This is a genomic window from Streptomyces sp. NPDC048383 (assembly GCF_040651775.1).
GTDB lineage: Bacteria > Actinomycetota > Actinomycetes > Streptomycetales > Streptomycetaceae > Streptomyces.
This window is the reverse complement of the sequence record NZ_JBEZKS010000038.1, coordinates 43,913-65,476: the sequence shown is the minus strand read 5'-3', so window position 1 is coordinate 65,476 and position 21,564 is coordinate 43,913. Positions and strand designations below refer to the sequence as shown.

General features: G+C 72.5%; 19 protein-coding genes. 10 read left to right on the top strand and 9 right to left on the bottom strand.

Features of this window, described 5'->3' with window-relative positions; genetic code table 11:
- Nucleotides 1–37: 37 nt before the first annotated feature.
- Nucleotides 38–1,546: an MFS transporter gene (locus tag AB0D46_RS24510; protein ID WP_362880426.1), complete on the top strand. Its 1,509-nt coding sequence runs from the start codon at nt 38–40 to the stop codon at nt 1,544–1,546.
- 254 nt (nt 1,547–1,800) lie between these two features.
- The gene (locus AB0D46_RS24505; RefSeq protein ID WP_362880425.1) at nt 1,801–3,585 is read left to right on the top strand and encodes a DEAD/DEAH box helicase; all 1,785 of its coding nucleotides are present in this window, start codon (nt 1,801–1,803) and stop codon (nt 3,583–3,585) included.
- Nucleotides 3,586–3,671: 86 nt separating this feature from the next.
- Here AB0D46_RS24505 and AB0D46_RS24500 read toward each other — a convergent pair whose 3' ends face one another.
- On the bottom strand, nt 3,672–4,736 hold the full coding sequence (locus tag AB0D46_RS24500) for a hypothetical protein (protein ID WP_362880423.1): 1,065 nt from the start codon (nt 4,734–4,736) through the stop codon (nt 3,672–3,674).
- Between the two features lie 364 nt (nt 4,737–5,100).
- Between AB0D46_RS24500 and AB0D46_RS24495 the strand changes: the two genes are divergently transcribed.
- Nucleotides 5,101–5,742 (top strand): helix-turn-helix domain-containing protein, encoded by a 642-nt coding sequence (locus tag AB0D46_RS24495; protein ID WP_069920456.1) that lies wholly within the window; start codon nt 5,101–5,103, stop codon nt 5,740–5,742.
- 177 nt (nt 5,743–5,919) lie between these two features.
- The gene (locus AB0D46_RS24490; protein ID WP_362880421.1) at nt 5,920–6,717 is read left to right on the top strand and encodes a S16 family serine protease; all 798 of its coding nucleotides are present in this window, start codon (nt 5,920–5,922) and stop codon (nt 6,715–6,717) included.
- Here the strand turns inward: AB0D46_RS24490 and AB0D46_RS24485 are convergent.
- From AB0D46_RS24485 to AB0D46_RS24470, 4 genes are all read right to left on the bottom strand, one after another.
- On the bottom strand, nt 6,647–7,945 hold the full coding sequence (locus AB0D46_RS24485) for an MFS transporter (RefSeq protein ID WP_362880420.1): 1,299 nt from the start codon (nt 7,943–7,945) through the stop codon (nt 6,647–6,649). The genes AB0D46_RS24490 and AB0D46_RS24485 overlap by 71 nt on opposite strands.
- The gene (locus AB0D46_RS24480) at nt 7,942–8,184 is read right to left on the bottom strand and encodes a hypothetical protein (RefSeq protein ID WP_362880418.1); all 243 of its coding nucleotides are present in this window, start codon (nt 8,182–8,184) and stop codon (nt 7,942–7,944) included. The genes AB0D46_RS24485 and AB0D46_RS24480 overlap by 4 nt, the downstream gene beginning before the upstream one ends.
- Nucleotides 8,185–8,305: 121 nt before the next feature.
- Nucleotides 8,306–8,905, bottom strand: a complete 600-nt coding sequence (locus tag AB0D46_RS24475; protein WP_362880416.1) for a helix-turn-helix domain-containing protein — start codon at nt 8,903–8,905, stop codon at nt 8,306–8,308.
- Between the two features lie 110 nt (nt 8,906–9,015).
- Nucleotides 9,016–9,492: an Lrp/AsnC family transcriptional regulator gene (locus AB0D46_RS24470; RefSeq protein WP_362880414.1), complete on the bottom strand. Its 477-nt coding sequence runs from the start codon at nt 9,490–9,492 to the stop codon at nt 9,016–9,018.
- Between the two features lie 144 nt (nt 9,493–9,636).
- Here AB0D46_RS24470 and hppD point away from each other — a divergent pair, with 144 nt between their 5' ends.
- On the top strand, nt 9,637–10,782 hold the full coding sequence (gene hppD / locus AB0D46_RS24465; RefSeq protein ID WP_362880413.1) for a 4-hydroxyphenylpyruvate dioxygenase: 1,146 nt from the start codon (nt 9,637–9,639) through the stop codon (nt 10,780–10,782).
- Between the two features lie 84 nt (nt 10,783–10,866).
- Here the strand turns inward: hppD and AB0D46_RS24460 are convergent, their stop codons facing one another.
- Nucleotides 10,867–12,471 carry a hypothetical protein gene (locus AB0D46_RS24460; RefSeq protein ID WP_362880412.1) on the bottom strand — a complete coding sequence of 535 codons (1,605 nt, stop codon included), beginning with the start codon at nt 12,469–12,471 and terminating at the stop codon, nt 10,867–10,869.
- Between the two features lie 96 nt (nt 12,472–12,567).
- Here AB0D46_RS24460 and AB0D46_RS24455 point away from each other — a divergent pair, with 96 nt between their 5' ends.
- Nucleotides 12,568–14,022, top strand: coding sequence for an FAD-linked oxidase C-terminal domain-containing protein (locus AB0D46_RS24455; protein ID WP_362880411.1), 1,455 nt, complete (start codon nt 12,568–12,570; stop codon nt 14,020–14,022).
- 38 nt (nt 14,023–14,060) lie between these two features.
- On the opposite strand, the gene AB0D46_RS24450 is transcribed toward AB0D46_RS24455, so the two are convergent.
- Nucleotides 14,061–14,540, bottom strand: a complete 480-nt coding sequence (locus AB0D46_RS24450; protein WP_362880410.1) for an SsgA family sporulation/cell division regulator — start codon at nt 14,538–14,540, stop codon at nt 14,061–14,063.
- A gap of 368 nt (nt 14,541–14,908) precedes the next feature.
- Between AB0D46_RS24450 and AB0D46_RS24445 the strand changes: the two genes are divergently transcribed.
- Complete coding sequence (locus AB0D46_RS24445; protein ID WP_362880408.1) at nt 14,909–16,378, top strand: RDD family protein; 1,470 nt, start codon at nt 14,909–14,911, stop codon at nt 16,376–16,378.
- A 368-nt stretch (nt 16,379–16,746) separates the two neighbouring features.
- The gene (locus AB0D46_RS24440; RefSeq protein WP_362880407.1) at nt 16,747–17,247 is read left to right on the top strand and encodes an RDD family protein; all 501 of its coding nucleotides are present in this window, start codon (nt 16,747–16,749) and stop codon (nt 17,245–17,247) included.
- Nucleotides 17,248–17,365: 118 nt separating this feature from the next.
- Here AB0D46_RS24440 and AB0D46_RS24435 read toward each other — a convergent pair whose 3' ends face one another.
- Nucleotides 17,366–17,644, bottom strand: coding sequence for a hypothetical protein (locus AB0D46_RS24435; protein ID WP_362880405.1), 279 nt, complete (start codon nt 17,642–17,644; stop codon nt 17,366–17,368).
- Nucleotides 17,645–18,120: 476 nt separating this feature from the next.
- Here AB0D46_RS24435 and AB0D46_RS24430 point away from each other — a divergent pair, with 476 nt between their 5' ends.
- Nucleotides 18,121–20,475 carry an immune inhibitor A domain-containing protein gene (locus AB0D46_RS24430; protein ID WP_362880448.1) on the top strand — a complete coding sequence of 785 codons (2,355 nt, stop codon included), beginning with the start codon at nt 18,121–18,123 and terminating at the stop codon, nt 20,473–20,475.
- A gap of 113 nt (nt 20,476–20,588) precedes the next feature.
- Complete coding sequence (locus AB0D46_RS24425) at nt 20,589–20,894, top strand: hypothetical protein (RefSeq protein ID WP_362880404.1); 306 nt, start codon at nt 20,589–20,591, stop codon at nt 20,892–20,894.
- Between the two features lie 69 nt (nt 20,895–20,963).
- Here the strand turns inward: AB0D46_RS24425 and AB0D46_RS24420 are convergent, their stop codons facing one another.
- Nucleotides 20,964–21,557, bottom strand: coding sequence for an isochorismatase family protein (locus AB0D46_RS24420; RefSeq protein ID WP_362880402.1), 594 nt, complete (start codon nt 21,555–21,557; stop codon nt 20,964–20,966).
- Nucleotides 21,558–21,564: the final 7 nt, after the last annotated feature.

Below are 21,564 nucleotides of genomic sequence, written 5' to 3'. Positions count from 1 at the left end.
AGGGGCGCTCGCGGGCTACGCACCTTACTCTGGGGCGATGAGCGCTCTTGAACCCCGCGTGCCGAGCGGGCCCGACACCACCGTGCCCGTGCAGCCGCAGCAGTCGCCGCGGCCGTCGCCCGGCGGGATCCTTGAGCCGGCGTACCGGGCGCTCAGCATCGGGATCATCTCGGTGATCTTCCTGATCGCGTTCGAGGCCACCGCCGTGGGGACGGCCATGCCCGTCGCCGCGCGGGAGCTGGACGGGATCGCGTTGTACGCGTTCGCGTTCTCCGCCTACTTCACCACGAGCCTGTTCGCCATGGTCCTGTCCGGACAGTGGTCCGACAGGCAGGGTCCGCTGCGGCCGCTCACCGTCGGCATCGGGGCCTTCGCCGCCGGGCTGGTGTGTTCCGGGACGGCCGGGGCCATGTGGTTGTTCGTCCTAGGGCGGGCCGTGCAGGGCTTCGGGGGCGGGCTGGTCATCGTCGCCCTCTACGTGGTGGTCAGCCGGGCGTACGAGGAGCGGCTGCGGCCCGCGATCATGGCCGCGTTCGCGGCGAGCTGGGTGGTGCCGTCGATCGTCGGCCCGCTGGCCGCCGGGACGGTCACCGAGCACCTCGGCTGGCGGTGGGTGTTCCTCGGGATACCGGCGCTCGTCGTCGTTCCGCTCGCCATAGCGCTGCCCGCGATCCGGCGCACCGCCTCCGGGCCCGTCGACACGAGCGGGGCCCCCGCCGCCTTCGACGGGCGACGGATCCGGCTCGCCCTCGGGATCTCCGCCGGCGCGGCCCTGCTCCAGTACGCCGCCCAGGACCTGCGGTGGCTGTCGCTGCTCCCCGGGGTCGTCGGCGCGGCCCTGCTGGTGCCCGCCGTACTGGGGCTGCTGCCGCGGGGTACGTACCTGGCGCGGCGCGGGTTGCCGTCCGTCGTGCTGTTGCGCGGGGTGGCGGCGGGGTCGTTCATCGCCGCCGAGAGCTTCGTGCCGCTGATGCTGGTCACCCAGCGGGGCCTGAGCCCGACGATGGCCGGCTTCTCGCTCGCGCTGGGCGGGGTGACCTGGGCGACCGGGTCGTGGGTGCAGTCCAAGGGCCGGACGGCGCCCTACCGGGAGCAGCTGATGGTGCTCGGCATGGTGCTGGTGGCCTTCGCCATCGCGGCGGCCCCGGCGGTGCTCGTGGAGTCCGTGCCGGTGTGGACCCTGGCCCTCGCCTGGGCCGTGGGCTGCCTCGGCATGGGGCTGGTGATCGGCTCGACGAGCGTGCTGCTGCTGAAGCTGTCCCCGCCGCAGGAGGCGGGCACGAACTCCGCCGCGCTGCAGATCTCCGACGCCCTCGCGAACGTGGTCCTGCTGGCGGCCGGCGGCGCCGCGTTCGCCGCGCTCGGCGGCGGAGCGGTGGGAGCGGGGCACGCCGTAGCGGAGGGCGGCGCGTCGCATCCGACCGCTTTCGTGGTGGTCTTCCTCCCGATGGCGGCCGTCGCGCTGGTGGGGGCCTGGGTCGCGACCCGGCTGGACCCCGCGACCCCGGCCGGAAAGGGAGAGGCCGTGCGCGGAGCCACCGCCTAGCTCGTCCGAGTACCCGCGTACCCCGCCCGTCCGGAAGCCGGCGGCGGCCGGCGGCGGCCGTCGCCAGCCGTCGACAGCCGCCGCCGGCGCCGCGCCCGGTGTCCCGTGTGACCCTCGCCGCACCCGCCGAGGTCACGGGCCTGTCCCTCCGCGAGGGGTGCGCGCGGGCCGGTAAGGTGGCCCGGTTGTCCTACGTACGACCGCGGATGACCCGCGTTACGACCGCGACCCGCGACCGAGACGAACCGGAGACCGTGACTACTACCGCCTCCCACCACCTCTCACCCGCCTTCCCCGGCCGCGCGCCGTGGGGTACCGCCAGCAAGCTGCGTGCCTGGCAGGAGGGTGCTCTGAACCGGTACCTGGAGAAGCAGCCGCGGGACTTCCTCGCGGTGGCGACCCCCGGCGCCGGCAAGACGACGTTCGCGCTCACCCTGGCCTCCTGGCTGCTGCACCACCACGTGGTGCAGCAGGTGACCGTGGTCGCCCCGACCGAGCACCTGAAGAAGCAGTGGGCCGAAGCCGCCGCGCGGATAGGGATCCGACTGGACCCCGAGTACTCGGCCGGCCCGCTGAGCAAGGACTACCACGGCATCGCGGTGACGTACGCGGGCGTCGGCGTGCGCCCGATGCTGCACCGCAACCGCTGCGAGCAGCGCAAGACCCTCGTCATCCTCGACGAGATCCACCACGCGGGCGACTCCAAGTCCTGGGGCGAGGCCTGCCTCGAGGCCTTCGACCCGGCGACCCGCCGGCTGGCCCTGACCGGAACGCCCTTCCGGTCCGACACCAACCCGATCCCGTTCGTCACGTACGAGGAGGGCAACGACGGCATCCGCCGCTCCTCGGCCGACTACACCTACGGCTACGGCAACGCCCTCGGCGACGGCGTCGTCCGCCCCGTGATCTTCCTGTCCTACAGCGGCAACATGCGCTGGCGGACGAAGGCGGGCGACGAGATCGCCGCCCGGCTCGGCGAACCCATGACCAAGGACGCGATCTCCCAGGCCTGGCGCACCGCGCTCGACGCGCGCGGCGACTGGATGCCGAACGTGCTGCGCGCCGCCGACCAGCGGCTCACCGAGGTCCGCAAGGGCATCCCCGACGCCGGTGGCCTGGTCATCGCCTCCGACCAGGACTCGGCGCGCGCCTACGCCAAGCTGATCCGTGAGATCACCGGGCGGAAGGCGACCCTGGTGCTCTCCGACGACACCGGCGCCTCGAAGAACATCGACACCTTCAGCGGGAACGACGACCGGTGGATGGTCGCGGTCCGCATGGTGTCCGAGGGCGTCGACGTCCCGCGCCTGGCGGTCGGCGTGTACGCGACGACGATCTCGACGCCGCTGTTCTTCGCGCAGGCCGTCGGCCGCTTCGTGCGATCGCGCAGGCGCGGCGAGACCGCGTCCGTGTTCCTTCCGACGATCCCCTACCTCCTCGGCTTCGCCAACGAGATGGAGGTCGAGCGCGACCACGTCCTCGACAAGCCGAAGAAGCAGGGCGAAGAGGACCCGTACGCCGAGTCCGAGAAGGAAATGGACGAGGCGAACAAGCTGGAGGACGAGGACCTCGCCGAGGACGAGCAGATGTCCTTCGAGGCGCTGGAGTCCGACGCCGTCTTCGACCGGGTCCTCTACGACGGCGCCGAGTTCGGCATGCAGGCCCACCCCGGTAGCGAGGAGGAGCAGGACTACCTCGGCATCCCCGGGTTGCTGGAGCCGGACCAGGTGCAGATGCTGCTCCAGAAGCGGCAGTCGCGGCAGATCGCGCACAGCCGACGCAAGCCGGACGCGGAGGCGGACCTGCTGGAACTGCCCGCCGACCGGCGGCCGGTGGTTTCCCACAAGGAGCTGCTGGAGCTGCGCAAGTCGCTGAACACGATGGTGGGCGCGTACGTCCACCAGAGCGGCAAGCCGCACGGGGTGATCCATACCGAGCTGCGCCGCGTGTGCGGTGGGCCGCCGAGCGCGGAGGCGACGGCGGGACAGCTGCGGGAACGGATCAAGAAGGTTCAGGAGTGGGCCACGCGGATGCGGTAGCGCCCGCCGCCGCCCTGGAGGACGGATGCGGAAACGGGGTCCGTGCGCGGCTGCGCACGGACCCCGTTCTCGTGGTGCCCTACCGCTTACGCGTTGGTGCGGCGACGACGGCCGGTGCCGGCGACCAGGGCAGCGCCCATGGCGAGCGCGATGCCGGCGCCACCGATGGCCCAGGTGGTGGCCGCGTCGGAACCGGTCTCGGCGAGCTCACCGGCGGTGGTGGTGCCACCGTTGTTGGTGGTGCCGCCGTTGTTGCTGTTGTCGACGATCGGCGTGGTGGAGGTGCCACCGTTCGGCTTGGTGCCGGTGTTGCCGCCACCGTTGTTGTTGCCGCCACCGTTGCCGGCGGAGACGATCTTCGACTCGACCACGACGGGCTCGGACCAGACGCCGTCGTCGTCGTTGCTGCTGCCGCCCGCGATGACGGCGATGTCGCCCTTGGGGGCACCGGTGCCGAACTTCATGCGGACTTCGAGCTTGAGCTTGCCGACCGGGATCTGCAGGTCGTCGGCCAGCAGCGCGACGGGGAGGCCGGCGTCGTCGATGATCTCGACCGAGTGCCAGGTGCCGTTCCAGAAGACCTGGACCTGGACGTCCTTGCCCTTGAGCTTGCCGTGCTCGTCGGCGATGCCGAGGACGAGCACGTAGCTGTCCTGCGCCTTGTTCTTCGAGTTGTCGACGGCGACGGAGAACTTCGTCCAGGTGCCGACCTTGAAGGTGGCCGGGACGTCCTTGAGCTCCAGGACGGGACCGGTCGCGACGAGGTCCTCGTCGCCCAGCTCCAGCTCGTCCTCGTCGGCGACCGGCTTGGTCTCCGGGGTCTTGGTGTCCGGGGTCTTGGCGTCCGGCGTCGCCGGGGCGACCGGGACGACCGGGGCCGGGGCGACGGGCGGGGCGACCGGCGCGACGGCGGCCGGGGTCTCGGCCGGGGCCTCGACGGCCGGCTTCTCGGCCGGGGCCTCGACGGCCGGCTTCGCCTCCGGGGCGGGGGTCTCGGCGGCCGGAGCCTCGGGGGCCTCGGCGGCCGGGGCCGCGTCCGGCGTGGTGACGGCGGTCGGCTGGGCCTCGTCGGCCATCGCCGGCGTCGCCATCAGAACGGTCGGACCCACGACGGCGGCGGCGGCCACGACGGCCATGCGCTTCAAGTTCACTTTTACTTCTCTCCCCTGTGTGAGCTCAGGGCCGTAACGGCCTGCCCACCCCCAGCAACTTTTGAACATGATCAGAGTAATGGGCGTGTAAAGCGATTTTCAGCGGATGATCATTACGAATTGATACACGCGCGCGGGACAATCCCCGCAAAACGGCGGCATGCGCCCGGATTCTGGACGAGGCCTTCCGCTGAGCGGACCCGCTCGCTACTGTCCCCGCATCGAACGCCCCGTGGCAGCGCCGCCGCGGGAGCGCAGCCGGTGCCATGGCCGCTACCGGCGGCCTCTCCGTGCGTCGCCGAGGGACCGGCGGCGCTCCACCCCGTGAGAGTCACCGCCGCCCACCGAAAGAGGGAGAGGCGTCGTGACCGCGGAAACCTCCCAGACTCTCGACCGGGGACTCAGGGTCCTCAAGCTGCTCGCCGACACCGACCACGGTCTGACTGTCACCGAGCTCTCCAACCGACTCGGTGTGAACCGCACGGTCGTCTACCGCCTGCTCGCCACCCTCGAACAGCACGCCCTGGTCCGCCGTGACCTCGGTGGCCGCGCCCGTGTCGGGCTCGGCGTGCTGCGTTTGGGACGCCAGGTCCACCCCTTGGTACGGGAGGCGGCCCTGCCCGCCCTCAGGTCGCTCGCCGAGGACATCGGGGCCACCGCGCACCTGACCCTCGTCGACGGCACCGAGGCGCTGGCCGTGGCCGTCGTCGAGCCGACCTGGACCGACTACCACGTCGCCTACCGGGCCGGCTTCCGCCACCCGCTGGACCGGGGCGCGGCCGGACGGGCCATCCTGGCGGCCCGTCAGGGGGCGCTCATCGAGCCCGGATACACCCTCACCCACGGCGAGTTGGAGGCGGGCGCCAGCGGCGCCGCCGCCCCGCTGGTCGGCATCACCGGACTGGAGGGCAGCGTGGGCGTCGTCATGCTGGCCGACGCCGTGCCGGAGCGGGTCGGGCCCCGGGTCGTCGACGCGGCACGCGAGGTCGCCGACGCCCTGCGCTGACCCGTGGCGACAGCCGCCGATCCCGGCCCGGCCCCGCGCCCGGCCGGGTTTCCGTACGCCGGGCCGCGATACGGCGTACGGCTCTGCGCTCCGCCCCACGCCCCTCCCCGGTGCCGGCTCCGCCGTGCCGGGGCCCGGGGGAGGGGCGCGGGCCGGTCGGGTCGGTAGATTGACCGGGTGCTCTCACGCCTCACACGTCTGCCGCGTCCCGCCGCCCTGGCCGTCTGCGCCGCGCCCGTCATCGGGCTGTTCGCCGTGGCGGCCTTCGCGCCGCTGCCCTACGTGGTCGCCGTACCCGGCCCCACGGCCGACGTGCTGGGCTCCGACCAGGGCAAGCCCGTCATCTCCATCTCCGGTGTCCCGGTCCGCGACACCAAGGGCCAGCTGCGGATGACCACCATCCGGGCGACCGGCCCGTCCTCGACGATCAAGCTGCCCGAACTGCTCCGGTACTGGTTCGGCACCGGCGAGGCCGTCATGCCCCGCGAGGCGGTGTACCCGTCGGGCGGAAGCGACAAGGAGATCGAGGCGCACAACCTGGAGGAGATGACCAAGTCCCAGTCGGCCGCCGCCCAGGCCGCCCTCGGCTTCCTGCGCAAGGACCCGAAGGACGTCAAGGTCGAGCTGAACCTCGCCGACGTCGGCGGCCCGAGCGCCGGACTGATGTTCTCCCTCGGCATCGTCGACAAGCTCGACGGCGACGGCAGCGGCGCCGACCTCACGGGCGGCCGCACCGTCGCCGGTACGGGAACCATCGCCGCGGACGGGGCGGTCGGCCCGGTCGGCGGAGTGGGCCTGAAGACCCAGGCCGCCCAGCGCGACGGGGCGAGCGTGTTCCTCGTGCCGAAGGCCGAATGCTCGGACGCGCGGGCGGAGTTGCCCGACGGGCTGCGGCTGATCCCCGTCACTTCGCTGACGGACGCGGTGAGCTCGCTGCGGGCACTGAACCGGAACGAGAAGGTTCCGTCCTGCTGATCCCCGACGGGCTCCGGTCCAGGCCGCGCCAGGCCGGGAAGACCAGTGGCGTCAGGGTGGTCAGGACGTAGACGCCGCCGAACAGGAGCAGGGCCGGGACGACCCCGAAGCCGTCGACCAGCAGGCCCGCGGCGAGCCCGCCCATCGGCATGGCCAGCTCGGCGCCCGCCGTGGACACGCTGCTGACGCGGCTGCGCAGGTCCTCCGGCACCTGCTCGTACACGACGGTGCTCAGGATCGGGTTGAGCACGCCCGCGGCCAGGCCGGCCAGGGCCATGGTGACCGCGAGCGGCAGCGGGGTGTCGGTGAAGGCCGCGACGAGGTACCGCGTGCCGCCGGAGATCAGGAAGGCGACCGCGAACACCGTCCGGCGGCGGAACCTTTCGCCCCACATCCCGTACAACAGGGCTCCCAGCAGCGCGAAGCCGCCGAAGAGGGAGACCATCAGGCCTAGGGTGGTGGGCCCGCCCAGGGCCTCGTCGCCGTGGACCGGCAGCAGGACCGCGGACCAGCCCTGGTCCAGCCCGTTGGTCACCATGACCATCACCGTGACGCCCAACAGGAGCCGCGAACGGGTCAGGAAGACCCAACCCTCGACGAGTTCGGTCCGGTACGAGGCGAACGAGACCTTCCCGGTCGCCGGTTGGGGCTCGGCGGCCGGAACTCCGCGCAGGAAGACGGCGACCAGCAGCGAGGAGGCGGCGAAGGTGGCCGCGTCCACCAGCAGGACCGTTCCGGCGCCGAAGGCGGCGATCAGCAGCCCCGCCACGGCGGCGCCGATCATCCGGGCCCCGCGCGAGACGGCGTCGTAGAGGCTGGCCGCCCGGGCCAGGCTGGTACCGGCGTGCTCGGCGAGGCTGGGCAGCAGGACGTAGCGCGAGGTCAGACCCGGGGTGTGGACGAGGCCGGTGACGGCCATCAGCGCACACAGCATCCAGAACTCCAGCAGCCCCGCGTGGTGCAGCAACGGGATCGCGCCGACGGACAGCGCGCAGACCAGGTCGGAGGCGGCGGAGACCCGGCGGCGGCCGATCCGGTCGATGACGGGGCCGCCGACGAGCGCGGCCACCACGACGGGCAGGGTGGCGCAGAAGGCGACGATCCCGGCCCGGCCGGCGCTGCCCGTGGTCTGGAGCACGAACCACGGGACGCCGATCAGGGTGAGCGAACTACCGGCTATGGAGATCGTGTTGGCGGCCAGAACCGCCGTGAACGGATGACGGCTCACGCGGTGGGCCGGTGGACGCGGGCGGGGACGTGGGCCGGCTGCATCAACCGGATCCCGGCGCTCACCAGCACCTCCCCGAGCCGGTTGCGCAGGGCGGGCAGCACGGTCGGCACGGGCGTGGTGGTGGCGGCGGCAGCGGGCGCGGGCGCGGCCTCGTGGGCGAGGTGCCAGGCGGCGGCCTCGGCGGCCAGCTCGGTGGTGCGGGCGGTGTGGTTCAGGGCGTGGTCGAAGGCGTGCACGGCAGGACTCCTTCAGGGCATGGGTGGGTACGGGGCGGCGCGGGCAGGACCGGCGGGCCGCCTGGTGGCTGCGGGGGCTGTGCGGTTGTGTGGACTACGCGGACTACGCGGACTACGCGGACTACGCGGGGTCGCGGCGCGGCAGCGTGTGCGTGTGGAAGCGGACGGCTTCCGCTCCCTCGGCGGGCGGCAGGTCCCGGTAGCTGTTGATCAGGTCGTGGATCCGGTGCGTCAGCTCGTGGCTCTGCCCGGCGGTCAGCCGCAGCGTGAAGTCACTGATGTCCGAGGAGGAGCGCCACTCCTTGCTCCAGTGGACGGCGTCGCCGATCCAGGTGTTGACCTCCTGCGCGTGGATCGTCGCGATCTCGTGCAGGAAGGCGTCGGCGGCGCCGCGCGTCTCGGGGTTGTCGTCGTACATCAGCGTCTCGTCGAACTTGGTGCCGTCGTGGGCCGACCGCCACCAGCGCTCGCGGCCCTTGCCGTGCTCCGGGGCGTCCTCGACGAACCCGTGCGCGGCCAGCTGGCGCAGGTGGTAGCTGGTGGCCCCGCTGGACTCCCCGAGGCGCTCCGCCAGCTGCGAGGCGGTGGCCGGCCCGTTCAGTCGGAGCGCGGACAGGATGCGGATGCGCAACGGGTGGGCGAGGCCGCGCAGCGAATGGGCGTCCAGGGTGCGGACGTTGGGGACGGGGTTCTCGGGGTTCTCGGTCTTCTCCTCGGGCATGCCTCAACAGTAGAGTTACAAAGACCTCTCTGCAAGGGATTCTTTGCAGAGAGGTCTTTGTAACTTTCGAGCGTCCCGGCCGCCCCCGGAGGGAGCGGGAACGAACCCCCTCAGTCCTCCCCGTCCGCCGCCGCCTGCTCCACCAGCGGGATGATCCGGAGCGGCACCGGGTTCTCCATCACGATGGCCGTCGACGCCCGCACGATCCCCTCGAAGCCGACGACCCGGTCGATGACCCGTTGGAGGTCGGCGTTGGAGCGGGCCACCAGGCGGCACAGCATGTCCCCGTGTCCCGTCGTCGTGTGCAGCTCCAGCACCTCCGGCACCCCGTCCAGGTGTGCCCGTACGTCGGCGCCCTGCCCCTGCTTGATCTCCAAGGTGGCGAAGGCCGTCACCGGGTAGCCGAGGGCCGTCGGGTCCACCTGCGGGCCGAAGCCGCGGATGACGCCCTTCGACTGGAGCCGGTCCAGCCGCGCCTGCACCGTGCCGCGCGCCACCCCGAGCCGGCGTGAGGCCTCCAGTACGCCGATCCGCGGCTCGCGGGCCAGCAGGACGATGAGCCGGCCGTCGAGTTCGTCGATTCCCATGGATTCCTCCCGGCGCGGCGAAGCCGCTCGTACCGCTGGTCATACTGCGCAGATCTTTCAGCCATCCTGCGGCTGTGCTGGTCAGGTTGTACAGCCGAAATCGAAACTATTGCGCAGCTTGTGGAAGGGCGGGAATCTGCGGTCATGACTGAGACCCTCGACACCACCCCGGCCACCGCGCGTGAGGCAGACCCCTTCCCGGTGAAGGGCATGGACGCGGTCGTCTTCGCCGTCGGAAACGCCAAGCAGGCCGCGCACTACTACTCGACCGCCTTCGGCATGAAGCTCGTGGCCTACTCCGGACCGGAGAACGGCAGCCGCGAGACCGCGAGCTACGTCCTGACCAACGGCTCCGCGCGCTTCGTCCTGACCTCGGTCATCAAGCCCGCCACCGACCACGGCCGCTTCCTCGCCGAGCACGTCGCCGAGCACGGCGACGGGGTCATCGACCTCGCCATCGAGGTCCCGGACGTCCGCGCCGCGTACGAGTACGCCGTCGCGCAGGGCGCCCGCGGTCTGGACGAGCCGCACGAGGTCAAGGACGAGCACGGCACCGTCGTCCTCGCCGCGATCGCGACGTACGGGCAGACGCGCCACACGCTGGTCGAGCGCGGCGCCTACACCGGCCCCTACCTGCCGGGCTACGTCGCCGTCGAGCCGATGGTCGCCGCGCCCGCCAAGCGGACCTTCCAGGCCATCGACCACTGCGTCGGCAACGTGGAACTCGGCCGCATGAACGAGTGGGTCGCCTTCTACAACAAGGTGATGGGCTTCACGAACATGAAGGAGTTCGTGGGCGACGACATCGCGACCGAGTACTCGGCGCTGATGTCCAAGGTCGTCGCGGACGGCACCAAGAAGGTCAAGTTCCCGATCAACGAGCCGGCGATCGCGAAGAAGAAGTCGCAGATCGACGAGTACCTGGAGTTCTACGGCGGCCCCGGTGTCCAGCACATCGCCCTCGCCTCGAACGACATCGTCGCGACCGTGCGCACCATGCGCGCGGCGGGCGTGCAGTTCCTGTCCGTCCCGGACAGCTACTACGACACCCTCGGCGAGTGGGTCGGCGACACCCGCGTGCCGATCGACGAGCTGCGCGAGCTGAAGATCCTGGCCGACCGCGACGAGGACGGCTACCTGCTGCAGATCTTCACCAAGCCGGTGCAGGACAAGCCGACGGTCTTCTTCGAGATCATCGAGCGCCACGGCTCCATGGGCTTCGGCAAGGGCAACTTCAAGGCGCTGTTCGAGGCGATCGAGCGCGAGCAGGACAAGCGCGGCAACCTGTAGCCGCCGCGCACGTCACGTCCGAGGATCCCGCCCCCGGCCCCGCCCTCCGGCGGGGCCGGGGCGCCGCGTCGAGCGGCCCCAGCACTAGGGGGCGGGGTTCGGCGCCGCGGCCCCGGGGGCGGGCGCGTCGGGCTGCTTCGGTTCGGCCTTCGGTTCCGTCTTCGGCTTCGGCTCCGCCTTCGGTTCGGCCTTCGGCTTGGACTCGGCCTGCGGCTTCGGCTTGGGCTTGGGCTTCGGACGGGGCTTGGGCATCTCCGGAGCCACCCACGGCTTGCTCGGCTGCATGTTCTCCGGGCCGCCGGATGCCTGCTGCCCGATCGCGGCCAGCGCCTCCTTGGCCAGCGGACCCCGTACCGGGGAGAAGAGCGGGTTCGTCCGCAGCGTCTCCTGGAGGTGCCGGCGGGCCGCCTCGTCGTCGCCCAGGCCCCGCTCGATCATCGCCCGGTGGTAGGAGAACTCGGCGTTGCGCAGCCCGAGCTCGGTCGCCTTCTTCGCGTACTCCAGCGCCGCCTCGTCATCGCCCAGCCGGTGCAGCGCCCAGCCCAGCGCGTCCGCGACCTGCACGCTCTTGTGCCGCGACCACTCCGCCGACAACCGGCGCACCGCCGCCGACGGATCGCCGTGGTCCGCCTCGAACAGGCCGAGCACCAGCTCCTCGTTCACCCCGTTCGTGGCGCCCCGCGCCGCCAGCGCCGACAGCGACGCGTACGGCGCGCGCGCCTCCTCGTCCCGGCCCAGCGACTGCAGCAGCTCGCCCAGCTCCAGCGCCAGCCGCGGCTGCGGGGTGCGGCCCAGCGCCAGCCGGTAGTCCCGTACCGCCTCCCCGGAGCGGCCCAGTGCCGCCAGGGCGCGGGCCCGGCCGCCCAGGGCGTCCGACTGCGCCGGGTCCGTGCGCAGCGCGGCCTCGAACTGCCGCATCGCCTCCGCCACCTCGCCCCGCTCCCAGGACATCTCCCCGAGCCGGTACAGGACGTACGCCTTCTCCGCGGGGGCCTTCGCCGCGCCCCCCGCGTGCTCCAGCGACACCACCGCGTCCTCGCGCCAGCCCCGGTCCCGGTACACCTGGGCGGCCCTCAGGTGGGACACCAGGCCCGGCCGGAGCTCCGTCAGTCGCTCCATGGCCTTCTCGGCGGCCTTGTAGTCGCCGAGGCCCGTGTACGCGTCGACCAGGACCGGGTACGCCGTCCAGCGCTTCGGCGCCTGCGCCCGGACCAGCTCGCCCCACTTCTTGCCCGTGCCGAAGTCCCGCCGGGCGTTGGCCAGGGCGCCCATGCCCGTCATCGCGTCGAAGTTGCCCTTCTCGGCGGGCCGCAGCCCCAGCGAGCGCTTGAGGGCCTTCTCCGCCTTCGGGAACCAGCCGGGGTCGGCCGTGCGCCGCGACTGTTCCAGGTACGCCGTACCGAGCACCGCCCACGAGGCGTCGTCGTCGGGATGCCCCGCGACCCACCGCTCCCGGTCCGCCACCAGCGCCGTCAGGTCCACCGCCGCGGGCGGGGCGCCCATGCCGACCGCCGAGGCGGCCCGCTCGGTGGGCCCCGGAGGGCGGGCGTCGTCGGCCGGGCGGGCCGGGCGGATCAGCAGGGCGCCGGCGATCAGGACCACGGCGACCGCGGCCGCCACGACCGTCTTGCGGCCGGTGAAGGTCACGGGCGGCGCGGGTTGCTGCGATTCCTCGTCGATACGCTCCATGGGGTCACTGTGCGTCAATATGAAGAGCGTGCCGGGATGCCCGAAGCCGGTCGCGGCCGTGTTCACACCGATGGCCCCGGGTGTCACGCTGGCCCCATGGCTGATGACCTCTCCGCACGGCTGCCCGCACCGAAGTCCGCCGCGCTGCCCGCACCGCAGCCCGCCGCGCTGCCCCCGGAGCTCGCCGCGCGGCTCCTCGCGCGCCTCGCCGAAGGGCTCCCTGCCGAAGCCCTCCTGAGCGACCCTCAGGTGACCACCTCCTACGCCACCGACATGGCGAGCTTCTGCGCCGCCGGCACCCCGGCCGTCGTCGCCCTGCCCCGGACCGTCGAACAGGTCCAGCACGTCATGCGCACCGCCACCGAGCTGCGGATCCCCGTCGTCCCGCAGGGCGCCCGGACGGGCCTGTCGGGCGGCGCCAACGCGGGCGACGGCTGCATCGTGCTGTCCCTCGTGAAGATGGACCGCATCCTGGAGGTCTCCGCCGTCGACCGGATCGCCGTCGTCGAGCCCGGAGTGGTCAACGCCGTGCTCTCGCGGGCGGTCGCCGCGCAGGGCCTGTACTACCCGCCGGACCCCTCCAGCTGGGAGCAGTGCACCATCGGCGGCAACATCGGCACCGCCTCGGGCGGGCTGTGCTGCGTCAAGTACGGGGTCACCGCGGAGTACGTGATCGGCCTCGACGTGGTGCTGGCCGACGGGCGGCTGATGCGGACCGGGCGGCGCACGGCCAAGGGGGTCGCCGGATACGACCTGACCCGGCTGTTCGTGGGCTCCGAGGGCAGCCTCGGCATCGTCGTGCGGGCCGTCCTCGCGCTGCGGCCCGCGCCGCCCCGACAGCTGGCGCTGGCCGCCGAGTTCCCCTCCGTCGCCGCCGCCTGCGCGGCCGTGTGCGCCGTCATGGAGGCGGGCCTGGCGCCCTCGCTGCTGGAGCTGATGGACCGTACGACCATCCGCGCCGTCAACGCCCTCGGGAAGATGGGGCTGCCCGAAAGCACCGAGGCCCTGCTGCTGGCCGCCTTCGACACCCCGGACGCCGCCGCCGGACTCGATGCCGTCGCCGCCCTGTGCAGGGCCGCCGGGGCCACCGCCGTCGTCCCCGCCGAGGACGCGGCGGAGTCCGAACTGCTGCTCCAGGCCCGGCGGATGTCCTTGACCGCGCTGGAGGCGCTGCGGCCCGCGACGATGATCGACGACGTGTGCGTGCCGCGCTCGCGGCTCGCCGAAATGCTCGACGGCACGGCGGCCATCGCCCGTACGTACGACCTGCTCATCGGGGTCTGCGCGCACGCGGGCGACGGCAACACCCACCCGGTCGTCTGCTTCGACCCCGCCGACGAGGACGAGGTGCGCCGGGCCCGCGAATCCTTCGACGCGATCATGGCGTTGGGGCTGGAGCTGGGCGGCACCATCACCGGCGAACACGGCGTCGGGGTGCTGAAGAAGGAGTGGCTGGCCCGCGAACTCGGGCCGGTCGGGCTGGAGATGCAGCGCGGCGTCAAGCACGCCTTCGACCCGCTCGGCCTGTTGAACCCCGGCAAGCTGTTCTGACGTGAACCCCCGGGGGCGGCCCGGCGTCCGTCCCCGCATCACGCCTCCCCGTCCGCCGACTCGTCCGAGGGCCACGGGTCCCGCAGCCACAGGTCGTCGGCCGGGGTCGGGGCGAGCAGCTCCGCCAACGCCGCGTCCAGGCCGAGCCGGTCGGCCTCGGTGCCCGGCGGGACCACGCGCAGGGTCCGTTCCAGCCAGGCGGAGACGGCGCCGGCCGGGGCCTCCAGCAGGGCGTCGCCGTCGGGGGAGCTGAGGGCCATGCACAGGACCGCCCGGTTGTCGATCTTCGTCGGCCAGATCCGGACGTCCCCGTGCCCGCACGGCCGGAACACCCCCTCGACGAGCAGCTCGCGGGCGAACGTCCAGTTGACCGGGGTGCTGGAGCCGGTGTGGAAGGTGATGTGCACGGCGAACGGGTCGTCGAGGAGGTAGAGCAGCCGGGCGGGGACGGAGATGGCGCGCTCGGGGGACAGGACCAGCTTGAGTTCCAGCTCGCGTTCGATGACGGGATGCTGCATGACGGCCTCGCTTCGGTGCGTTCGTGTCCGGGCGCGGGACCGGACCGGGCCCCGCACCCGCAGAGAGCGCGCGGCGGGCCGGCGATGACGCGGGTTCGGGGCACGAACCGCAGATTGGCCGAAAACTTGTCAAGCGGCCGAAAGTCGATGGTCGGGATCGGGTGGGGACGGCTCCGGTGCCGGTGGGTGTCGGGGCGGTTCCACCGCCTGCCCCCGCGAGCTCCTCGCGGGGCGAACAAAGGGCGGAGGTTCGCCCGAAGGCTTGGAATCTCCCGTTACCGGACCTGTCGGGAGGGGGTTCTTGGCTATGGTCCTCCCCTTGGGTCCTCCCCTGCACAAGCCTCAAGCCACGATCGGAGTTGGGGACATTGACGGCCTCCCCTGGTGACGGCGAACACGCTGCCCGCGAGGGCTACTACCCCGACCCGTCCATCCCCGGGTACGTCCGGTACTGGAACGGCGCGGCCTGGGTGCCCGGTACGAGCCGCCCCGCCGTCCCCGCGGACGAGACCGGGCCGCTGTTCCTCGACGAGACCTCCGTGACCGAGGCGCTCCCCGAACCGGACCACCAACCGGAACGCGAACCGGAACGCGAGCGGGGACGCGAACCCCGGCCCTCGGCGCCGGGCTGGCAGGCCGACCCCGCCCATCAGGCCGGCTTCGGTGGCCCCCGTGACGTCCGCGTCTCCTGGGGCGGCCCGGGCGAGCCGGGCGAGCCGGAACCCGAACGCCGCCCCGCCGGCGGGATCTCCTTGGCCCGCGAGACGGCGCAGGCCGCCGCCCCCGCCGCCCCCGCCGCCCGGCGGCTTCCCGCGCAGGCCGCCGCCGAGAGCGTGGGCATCCTGTCGGCCCGTCCGCCCGCGTGGCCCGACGCCCCCGGCGGCGGCGTGTCCGGCCTGACCTCGTCCTGGCCCGAGGCGACCCCCGCCCGCTCCGCCGCCCCGCAGCCCGCTCCGCCGGGTGCGGGCCGCCCCGCCCCCGCCCCACGGGCCCCGGCCGCGCCCTGGGAGGCCGCGGCCCGTCCCGCCGCCCACCCGGCCCCGCCCGCCGCCCCCGCGCCCCGGCCCGAGCCCGCCCGCCCGGCCGCGCCGCGGGACGCCGAGGTCCGCGGGGCCCGCCCGACCGGATCCCGTACCGACGTCGCCGAGCCCGCGCCGACCCGCGTCACGGAGTCCCGTACCGAAGTCGCCGAGCCCGCGCCGACCCGCGTCACGGCCGGCGAGGAGGCCCGGCCGCGCCCGGCCGTCCCCTGGGACGACGAGGGCCGCCCCGAGCCCGCGCCCCGGCGCCGGCCCACCCTCCCGGAGAACCTGCCGCAGCCGGCCGCGCCGGCCACGACCCGGGCCGTGTTCGAGCGGATGGCCGAACGGGCCGTACGCCCGGCCGGGCTGGTCCGCCGCGCCCTGGCCCGCGCCCTGGACACCCTCGCCCTCGCCGCCGTCACGGCCGGAGCCGCCGTCCCGCTGGTGCCCCGGGTGACGGACCACCTCCAGGTCAAGGTCGACGCCGCCCGGGGGAGCGGGCGCACCACCACCGTCTGGCTCCTCGACGCCACCACCGTCGGGTACGGGTGCCTCCTGCTGGCCGCCGTACTGCTCTTCGGGGTGCTCTACGAGGTGCTGCCCACCGCCCGCTGGGGACGTACCCCGGGCAAGAAGCTCTGCGGCGTCCGGGTGTTGGCCGTCGCCACCCTGCGCCCGCCCTCCTTCGGCGCGGCCCTGCGCCGCTGGCTGGTCGGCGCCCTCCTCGGGTTGCCGGGCAGCCTGCGGTCCCTCTTCGACCGGACCCGCCGTCAGGCCTGGCACGACAAGGCGGCCGGCACCTACGTCGCGCGGTAGGCGCAGCTCCTCCCCCGAACGGACGCGGTCCCGTTGCGGGCCGCGCGGGCCCGGGTTCGACTCGGGCCATGAGCACCGACCAGCCGCCGCCGGGCCAGCCGCCCGAGGACGACCCGTTCCTCAAGAAGCCCCAGGGACCGACGCCTCCGTCGGGTGGCTCGCCGTACGGCCCGCCGCCCACCGGTGGCGGCGGGTATCCCCCTCCGCCTTCCGGCGGTGGCGGCGGATACCCACCGCCTCCACCTCCGCCGCCCCCCGGCGGCCCGGGCGGCCCCGGCGGCCCGGGCGGCCCCGGCGGCGGATATCCGCCCCCGCCGCCCCCGTACGGCGGCGGCGGTGACCCGTACGGCGGGGGAGGCGGCTACGGCATGCCCGACCCGCTCGCCGGGATGCCGCCGCTCGCGGACTTCGGCAAGCGGCTCGCGGCACGCGTCATCGACGTGCTCATCGTCGGGGTGCCGCTCTACCTGATCCAGCTCCCGTTCAACACGCGGCGGTACACCGTCGACACGAACCAGGGGGAGGACGCGACCGAGATCATCACCCGCTCGTACAGCGGTACCGGCCTGGTGTGGACGCTGATCTCGATCATCGTGTACGTGGGCTACGACTGGTGGTTCACCAAGAAGAACGGCCAGACCCTCGGCAAGAAGGCGCTGGGCCTGCGCACCGCGATGCTCAACGACGGCAGCGTGCCCCCCTCGAACGCCGCGCTCGGCCGGGCCGCGCTGCTGTGGATCCCGACCCTGGTCTGCTGCCTGTGCCTGTGGCCGCTCGCCCTGATCGTGTCGATGCTCATCGACAAGCCGTACAAGCAGGGCCTGCACGACAAGGTCGCCAAGACCGTGGTGGTCAGGGCGAATACCTGACCCGGTCGACGCACCGAACCGGGCGTCCCGTCGCGGGCGGCCGTCCCCCGGAAGGGGGGCGGCCGCCCGCACCCTTGTGTCCGGACCCGGTGGCGGCCGGGTCCGGTGGCGTGGGGGATCAGTGGTGCACGGGGTGTTCCGCGTCGGCGCCGGCGGACCGGGTCGTCGCCGGGGAGGTTCCCTCGGCGCCCTGACGGGCGGGCGGGGCGGCGTGCCGGCCGCGGCGGCGCGGCGCGGGCACCGTCAGCGCGACCAGGAGGCCGAGGGCGAGCGCGGCGGCGGAGATGACGGCCACCCCGAGTCCGGTGCTCGTCTGCGAGAGCAGGAGCATGGCGATCGTCGACACGATGACGGTGGCGGACCCGTAGGCGAGCTGTGCGGCAGTCGGTCGGGGCATGGCGGTTTCCGTCCTCGGAGCGGGGAGGGGGGCTCGGGCTCGACAGGTGCGCGTGTCAAGTGACTCCCTGACGGGATGCCCGAGCCGACGGACCGGTATGCGTGGCCCCACCCCCGGTATCGGAGCACGGGGGGCGCACACGGCTCATCCTCCGGCCGATCGCGAGGGATTCCGGACGGGTTCTCGACCGGGGGAGCGGCGGGGGCCTTCGCCCCGGAAGGACCCGTAAGGCTGCGGAACGTCCGAATAGCGGAACTGACTGACCGCATAGTGCAGTTGTAAGGAACAAGTCAAGGTCTGTCTTTTCTTTCGACTCTCCGGTCAAATGTCGTCACTTGAGACGCGCGCCGCGCGGAACCCCCCGCTCCTATGGAGACGTTCCGACCTACGTTGCGGCCGCGGGAGGGGAACGACATCAAGTGACCAGTAACTCCGCAAGGAAGCGCGCGCTGCGTGCCGCCGCCGTCGGCGTGACGATGGCCGCGACCGCCGCTTCCGGCGCTTTCTTCACCACGGCCACCGCCGACTCCAGTTGGGGCGGCGCACCCGCGGCCGACCACCAGGACCCGACCGCTCCGTCCAAGGAGAAGGTCAAGCACGACCTCGAAGGTCCGTTCAGCAAGCAGCAGGCGCAGCAGCGCGAGGCGGCCCTTGACCAGGTGCTGTCGGGCAAGAAGGGCATCGAGCAGCGCGGTGCCTCCAAGGTCGTCAAGCTCGACGACAAGAAGTACGTCGAGCTCGGCCGCGAGAAGACCGACAAGATCTTCACGATCCTCGTCGAGTTCGGTGACCAGGTCGACAACACGACCATGCACGACCCGGACGGTCCGGACGGCCCGAAGCCGCCGGCCCCCAAGTACGGCGGCACCCCCGGTCCGCTGCACAACCAGATCGCCCAGCCGGACCGCGCGCAGGACAACAGCACCGCCTGGCGCAAGGACTTCAGCCGTTCCTACTTCCAGGACCTGTACTTCGGTACCGGCCAGGGCAAGAACTCGCTGAAGACCTACTACGAGAAGACCTCCTCGGGTCGCTACTCGGTCGAGGGCGAGGTCGCCGACTGGGTCAAGATCCCGTACAACGAGGCGCGCTACGGCTCGAACTACTGCGGTCAGACCAACTGCTCCAACGTGTGGGACACCGTCAAGGACGGCGTCCTGGCGTGGACCGAGGCGCAGAAGAAGGCCGGGAAGACCGACGCGCAGATCAAGGCGCAGCTGGCCCAGTACGACCAGTGGGACCGCTACGACTTCGACGGCGACGGCAACTTCAACGAGTCCGACGGCTACATCGACCACTTCCAGGTCGTCCACGCCGGCGAGGACGAGTCGGCCGGTGGCGGCGCGCAGGGCACCAACGCCCTGTGGGCGCACCGCTGGTACGCGTACGGCACCAGCGCGGGCAAGACCGGCCCCGAGGGCAACAAGGCCGGTGGCACGCAGATCGGTGACACGGGCATCTGGGTCGGCGACTACACGATGCAGCCGGAGAACGGCGGCCTCGGCGTCTTCGCGCACGAGTACGGTCACGACCTCGGCCTCCCGGACCTCTACGACACCTCGGGTGGCGGCGAGAACGGCGTCGGCTTCTGGTCCCTGATGTCGGCGGGCTCCTGGCTCGGCACCGGCAAGGAGTCCATAGGCGACCTCCCGGGCGACATGACGGCCTGGGACAAGCTCCAGCTGGGCTGGCTGAACTTCGACCAGGCGAAGGCCGCGACGAAGTCCACGCACAAGCTGGGCGTCTCCGCGTACAACACCAAGGACAAGCAGGCGCTGGTCGTCGAGCTGCCGAAGAAGCAGGTCAAGACCGACATCGTCGCTCCCGCCGAGGGCTCCTCGCAGTGGTGGAGCAACATGGGTGACGACCTCAAGAACACCCTGACCCGCTCGGTCGACCTCACCGGGAAGACCTCCGCCGCCCTGTCCCTCAAGGGCTGGTGGGACATCGAGGCCGACTACGACTACCTCTACACCGAGGTGTCCACGGACGGCGGCGCCAACTGGACCGCGCTGGCCGGCACCGCCGACGGCGCGGCCCTCCCGGTCGACGCGGCCGGCAGCCCCTCGCTGACCGGTGTCTCGGGTGCCTGGAAGTCGCTCAACTTCCCGCTGGACGCCTACGCGGGCAAGAAGGTCGACCTCCGCTTCCGCTACCAGACGGACGGCGGCGCGGGCGGCAAGGGCTTCACGGCCGACGCCGTCACCCTGACCGCGGACGGCTCCCCGCTGTTCACCGACGGCGCCGAGAACGGCGACAACGGCTGGACGGGCAAGGGCTTCTCCCGGATCGGCGCCGGCTTCACCAAGGAGTACGCGCAGTACTACCTGGCCGAGAACCGTCGCTACGTCTCGTTCGACCAGACCCTCAAGGTCGGCCCGTACAACTTCGGTCACGCGAACACCCGTCCGGACTGGGTCGAGCACTACCCGTACCAGGACGGCCTGCTGATCTGGCTCTGGGACACCTCCCAGAAGGACAACAACACCAGCCAGCACCCCGGCCAGGGCCTGATCCTTCCGATCGACGCCAACGCCAAGCCGATGAAGTGGTCGGACGGCACCCTGCTGCGCAACAAGATCCAGCCGTACGACGCCACCTTCAGCGCGTACTCGACGGACGCCTTCACCCTGCACAAGAACGGTGAGTCGCTCTTCCTGAAGCCGAAGCCGACCAACCTCGTCTTCGACGACCGCAAGGGCAAGTACTACTACGACGAGAACCCGACCGGCTCGGTGAAGGTCACTGACACCAACACCAAGATCAAGATCCTCAAGGAGTCCTACGAGGGCACCGAAATGACGATCGAGGTCGGACCCTCCAGCAAGTAATTCGGTAAAATCGCAGGTCAAAGCATGATCGGCCGTCGCCCTCTAGCGGGCGGCGGCCGATCGCGTTTAGATGCGTGGTGCGAGTTTTCTTATTGACGGGGGAGAGGGAAAGCATGCCCGGTGGAGGTTTCGTCAGATTGCCCGGCGGCAGTGTGGTGGTGGCCCTGACCCTGCCCAGGCCGTCCGGAGAAGGTGGAAATGTCCGCGTGCTGGTGCATGCCGTGAACCGGGCCCGCGCCCTGACCAGGCTGCGGAACCTCGGGATGCGGGCGGTCTACCTGCGGGGCAACACCCAGCCGCCGACCCCGGACGAGGTCACGGCCGTCCTGCACCACCCCGACGGCCTCCTGTGGCGCTGCGCCCCCGACCGCGCGGCGGAACTCTGGCACCCGATCCGCGCCCTCCTGGGCGGCGCGTAGGACACCCCCGGGCCCTCGCCCGGAGCCCTCGCGACCCCCGCCCGGAGCCCTCGCGGCCCCCGCCGGGCCTCAGGCGGCCCGGTCGCCGACCAGGGTGACCCCGGCCCCGCGGAGTTCCTCCAGGGCCTTGGTGGTGGTGTGGGGGGCCACGGCGGCTGTCAGGTCGAGCAGGACGCGGGTGGTGAAGCCGGCGCGGGCGGAGTCCAGGGCGGTGGCCCTGACGCAGTGGTCGGTGGCGATGCCGACGACGTCGACCTCGGTGACCTCCCGGTCCCGCAGCCACTGGGCGAGGGTCACGCCGTTCTCGTCGGCGCCCTCGAAGCCGCTGTAGGCGGCCTCGTACGCGCCCTTGTCGAAGACGGCCGCGACGGCGCCCGAGGCGACGGCCGGCGCGAAGTTCGGGTGGAACCCGACGCCCTCGGTCCCGGCGACGCAGTGCACCGGCCAGGACGTCTCGTAGTCCGGGACGGCCGGCGGCCGCGCGAAGTGCGCGCCCGGGTCGACGTGGTGGTCGCGGGTGGCGACGACGTGCCGGTAGCCGGGCGTGCTCTGACCGATGAGCTCGGTGATCGCGGCGGCGACGTCGGCCCCGCCCGGGACCGCGAGGCTGCCGCCCTCGCAGAAGTCGTTCTGTACGTCGACAACGATCAGTGCGCGGTGCATGTCGCGT

Coding starts and splice junctions, on each gene's coding strand:
- AB0D46_RS24510 (WP_362880426.1), top strand. CDS start 38: ATGAGCGCTCTTGAACCCCGCGTGCCGAGCGGGCCCGACACCACCGTG.
- AB0D46_RS24475 (WP_362880416.1), bottom strand. CDS start 8,905: ATGCCCGAGGAGAAGACCGAGAACCCCGAGAACCCCGTCCCCAACGTC.
- AB0D46_RS24470 (WP_362880414.1), bottom strand. CDS start 9,492: ATGGGAATCGACGAACTCGACGGCCGGCTCATCGTCCTGCTGGCCCGC.
- hppD (WP_362880413.1), top strand. CDS start 9,637: ATGACTGAGACCCTCGACACCACCCCGGCCACCGCGCGTGAGGCAGAC.
- AB0D46_RS24460 (WP_362880412.1), bottom strand. CDS start 12,471: ATGGAGCGTATCGACGAGGAATCGCAGCAACCCGCGCCGCCCGTGACC.
- AB0D46_RS24455 (WP_362880411.1), top strand. CDS start 12,568: ATGGCTGATGACCTCTCCGCACGGCTGCCCGCACCGAAGTCCGCCGCG.
- AB0D46_RS24450 (WP_362880410.1), bottom strand. CDS start 14,540: ATGCAGCATCCCGTCATCGAACGCGAGCTGGAACTCAAGCTGGTCCTG.
- AB0D46_RS24440 (WP_362880407.1), top strand. CDS start 16,747: ATGCCCGACCCGCTCGCCGGGATGCCGCCGCTCGCGGACTTCGGCAAG.
- AB0D46_RS24435 (WP_362880405.1), bottom strand. CDS start 17,644: ATGCCCCGACCGACTGCCGCACAGCTCGCCTACGGGTCCGCCACCGTC.
- AB0D46_RS24430 (WP_362880448.1), top strand. CDS start 18,121: ATGGCCGCGACCGCCGCTTCCGGCGCTTTCTTCACCACGGCCACCGCC.
- AB0D46_RS24425 (WP_362880404.1), top strand. CDS start 20,589: ATGCCCGGTGGAGGTTTCGTCAGATTGCCCGGCGGCAGTGTGGTGGTG.
- AB0D46_RS24420 (WP_362880402.1), bottom strand. CDS start 21,557: ATGCACCGCGCACTGATCGTTGTCGACGTACAGAACGACTTCTGCGAG.